The 3,524-nt window shown below is 52.2% G+C and carries 4 protein-coding genes; all 4 read right to left on the bottom strand.

What is annotated here, in order from left to right:
• Nucleotides 1-67: 67 nt before the first annotated feature.
• Nucleotides 68-1,645: an IS66 family transposase gene (locus FEK66_RS25325; RefSeq protein ID WP_135495575.1), complete on the bottom strand. Its 1,578-nt coding sequence runs from the start codon at nt 1,643-1,645 to the stop codon at nt 68-70.
• 30 nt (nt 1,646-1,675) lie between these two features.
• A complete protein-coding gene (gene tnpB, locus FEK66_RS25320; RefSeq protein ID WP_135495574.1) occupies nt 1,676-2,026 on the bottom strand; it encodes an IS66 family insertion sequence element accessory protein TnpB in 351 nt (116 codons plus the stop codon).
• Nucleotides 2,023-2,463: a transposase gene (locus tag FEK66_RS25315; RefSeq protein WP_135495573.1), complete on the bottom strand. Its 441-nt coding sequence runs from the start codon at nt 2,461-2,463 to the stop codon at nt 2,023-2,025. Before FEK66_RS25315 ends, tnpB begins: the two co-directional genes overlap by 4 nt.
• Nucleotides 2,464-2,555: 92 nt before the next feature.
• The coding region (locus FEK66_RS25785) for a hypothetical protein (RefSeq protein ID WP_171023586.1) at nt 2,556-3,524 on the bottom strand (969 nt) is incomplete at its 5' end.

Genomic DNA, 3,524 nt, shown 5'->3' with positions numbered 1-3,524 from the left:
CGGGCTGAGCTTAAGCGCCTACGCAAAGAAAACAAAGGTAAGCGTTAAGTGAGCGCCGTATTGACGGCTATTTATTGGTGAGATCTACGTTCCATGGCAGCAGTTCGGCCACTTTGTTGATGGGCCACTCCGGCAATACGCTCAGGATATGGCGAAGGTAACCCTCTGGATCGATACCGTTCAGCCTGCACGTTCCGATCAGGCCATACAGCAGGGCACCTCGTTCACCACCATGATCGCTGCCGAAGAAGATGTAGTTTTTTTTGCCGAGACAGACCGCTCGTAGTGCACGCTCAGCAGCGTTATTATCCGGCTCTGCCAGACCATCATCGCAGTAGTAACACAGGGCATCCCACTGGTTCAGTGCATAAGCGAACGCCTCGCCTAACCGGGATTTTTTCGACAGAGTGGCGCTTTTCTCCACCAACCAGTCATGCAGGGATATCAGCAACGGTTTACTCCGGGACCGTCTGGCGGCCAGCCGCTGAGATGCCGGAAGGCCGCGTATTTCCTCTTCTATCGCGTATAACTCGCTGATGCGTTTCAGTGCCTCCTCTGCTGTCGCCGTCCGGGTGCTGATATAGACGTCATGGATTTTGCGCCGCGCATGAGCCCAGCATGCCGCTTCTGTCAACGGGCCTCCTTCACGCTCTGTGCTGAACAACCTGTCGTACCCTGCGAAGGCATCTGCCTGCAGCACGCCGTGATAGTGCCGAAGATGTTGCTGAGGGTGTTTCCCCTGTCGGTCCGGTGAGAAGGCGAACCATGCCGCTGGCGGATCTGATGAACCCGCGCTTCTGTCATCACGGACATATGTCCAGATGCGCCCGGTTTTCGTCTTCTTTCTGCCCGGCGCCAGCACGGGCACCGGAGTGTCATCCGTATGCAGTTTGCGGCAGTCCATCACGTAGTTGTAGAGGGCTTCATCCAGTGGGGCCATTAACCGGCAGCACGCATCCACCCAGTTGGAGAGCAGCGCACGACTCAGAACCACACCCTGACGGGCAAAGATTTCGCACTGGCGATACAGGGGCAGGTGTTCACAGTATTTGGCTGTTAACACGCGGGCCAGCAGACCCGGCCCGGCGATACCACGGTCGATGGGACGTGATGGCGCAGGTGCTTCAACGATGCAGGCCTTTTTTACCCTGACCGTACGGATCTCTTTCAGGGCGCTGGAGACCATTTCCAGCTGTTCCGCACTGACTTCGCTGAGGTACTCCATACCATTGCCACATTCCGGACAGCAGGTTTCCGCAGGCTCCAGCCGGTGTATCTCGCGGGGAAGGTGTTCCGGTAACGGGCGACGATGGCGGGACTGGCGCAGCTGACGAGGGACCAGTGGATCGTCTTCCCGCCCGTTGTAGCGATCATTTTGCTGCTCCTGCTGTTTCAGCAGGGCTTCTGCGTCTTCAACCTGTCGGCGAAGTTTTTCTGAGCGGGTACCGAACAGCATCCGGCGCAGTTTTTCTATCTGTGCCCGCAGATGCTCTATCTCGCGCTCTTCGTTCTCTATTTTCTCTTCAGCGCGGGCCAGCGCCGAACGCAGGAACGACTCAGTCTCAGCAACGAGGCTGAGCTGATTGTCTTTCTGGTGAAGCGCATCTTCCAGCGCGGCGATACGGGCGAGATAGTCCTGACTCATGACCCCATTTATAATGTGGTCATGTTCTTTTTACAACATTGTCAGTGAGTTAAGGCGTGCTGTTTTTGGCTGGCGCCAGTCCAGCTTATCGAGAAGCATGGCGAGTTGTGAGCGGGTGATGGCGATTTTGCCATCACGTACGGCAGGCCAGATGAACTGGCCTTCTTCCAGACGTTTGGTGAACAGGCACAGGCCGTCAGCATCAGCCCAGAGGATCTTCACGGTGTCACCTTTGCGGCCACGGAAGATAAACAGGTGGCCGGAGAACGGATCCTCATCAAGAGCATGCTGTACCAGCTCGCCCAGGCCATTGAACGACTTACGCATGTCGGTGACGCCAGCAACCAGCCAGATGCGGGTGCCTGACGGGAGGGATATCATTGTGTCCTCCCGGTCAACTCGCGGAGCAGCATGGCCAGCAACTCTGATGACGGGTTTTCCAGCGTCATTTTGCCGTGGCGGAACTCAATATGACAGGAAGTCGCGCTGACGTGAGTGGATGAGAACCTACACAGAGTGTCATTCTCTGCAGCGGGTAACGGGTCGTTGATAACGTCGACGACCAACAGCGCCGGAGAAGCCGGAAGAGATTGTGGTACCGCCGACCCCACGATAGTAGCAGGCATTCGACGAGATATTCGCCCCTCTCTCTGCCAGAGGCGTAGCCACTTAAAAATGAGATTATTATCAACGCCATGCTCCCTCGCCAGTTGTGCGACGTTGGCATCTGGTCGTGAGGCCAGTTCGACCATCCGAAGTTTGAAGTCATTGGAATAGACGGTACGTGATTCAGTTCGCCAGTTGGCAGCATTTTCCATGAACAGAGCTCCTTCTAAATTAGACGGAGCTCTAAGCTAGCGATCCCGGAACCAGAATCACAGGCGGCAGTGGCTTTACGCTTACAAAATTTCTAATTGATGATAGCAATATTGTGTTTACGAGCAAACGCCTTGACGGCTCTGCCCGTTCCATCAAATAGCGCTTTCATACCTTTGGGCTTTTCATTCTCAGAAACATACAACTTATGAACATCCGTACCAAGCTTCAGGCGAGAATGTACTTGCCATTCAATATAAGGTTTCATTGCTGGCTTCCCGACTTCATTATTAATCGCCACATCATAATAATACTGCAATTGTTCTTCCCTGGCATAACGGACAAGAGGATACATATTTTCTCTGACGGCCATTGCATCAGGGAGAGGAAATGTGCATTCTTCACGTTCATAACCGATATAAAAAAACATCGAGTCCTGAGGTGTATAAGTCAAATAGCTAAAGCTGTCACTTTCGGGATTCAGGAACAGAGCTGACTCACCGTACTCCTCATAATAGGCACCTCCCTGAGCAGGTGCCAATGATTGCATTTGAACACTTCCATGCACTGGGTGTGCAGCATGTGATACAGGATTAATCTCGCCACTCACTCCCATTCCCAGAGCCGAATGTATATGATGCTCTTTCAGTAAATCATCTGCAGCATCAAAATTAATTAACTCACGGTTTCGTCCAATCCGTTTATTAATATAGTATGGATTCTCCGTACGTGTTTGAGTGGCAAATGTATTCTTTATATAGTCATCAGTGAAATTGGGCAGAGTCGAATATTTAACATTTATTGACCTCGGGGCGTCATCTATGTAATCGATAATTTTATGCAGTGTTTCACCCAGTTCCTGCCCCTGGATTTTAAATTGCGCAGCAAGCTTATTCATCGCTCCTGCACGGTTCTCTTCCCGACGCGCCAAAATTCTGATTTTGACATTATTTTGGTAATTTGCCCGTAACAAACTGTTTATCCTGTCGGTCTCAGCGTTGTTCCTGCCATCAATATCAACCCTGTTTAGCGGATTATCCAGGCAGAAGCGGAACAGATTCAC

The sequence above is a fragment of the Escherichia sp. E1130 genome (assembly GCF_005781065.1).
GTDB lineage: Bacteria > Pseudomonadota > Gammaproteobacteria > Enterobacterales > Enterobacteriaceae > Escherichia.
This window is presented reverse-complemented; position numbering and strand designations above follow the sequence as displayed.

What these genes read in the sequence shown, in the direction of transcription:
- FEK66_RS25325 (WP_135495575.1), bottom strand. Translation starts at nt 1,645, where the DNA reads ATGAGTCAGGACTATCTCGCCCGTATCGCCGCGCTGGAAGATGCGCTT.
- tnpB (WP_135495574.1), bottom strand. Translation starts at nt 2,026, where the DNA reads ATGATATCCCTCCCGTCAGGCACCCGCATCTGGCTGGTTGCTGGCGTC.
- FEK66_RS25315 (WP_135495573.1), bottom strand. Translation starts at nt 2,463, where the DNA reads ATGGAAAATGCTGCCAACTGGCGAACTGAATCACGTACCGTCTATTCC.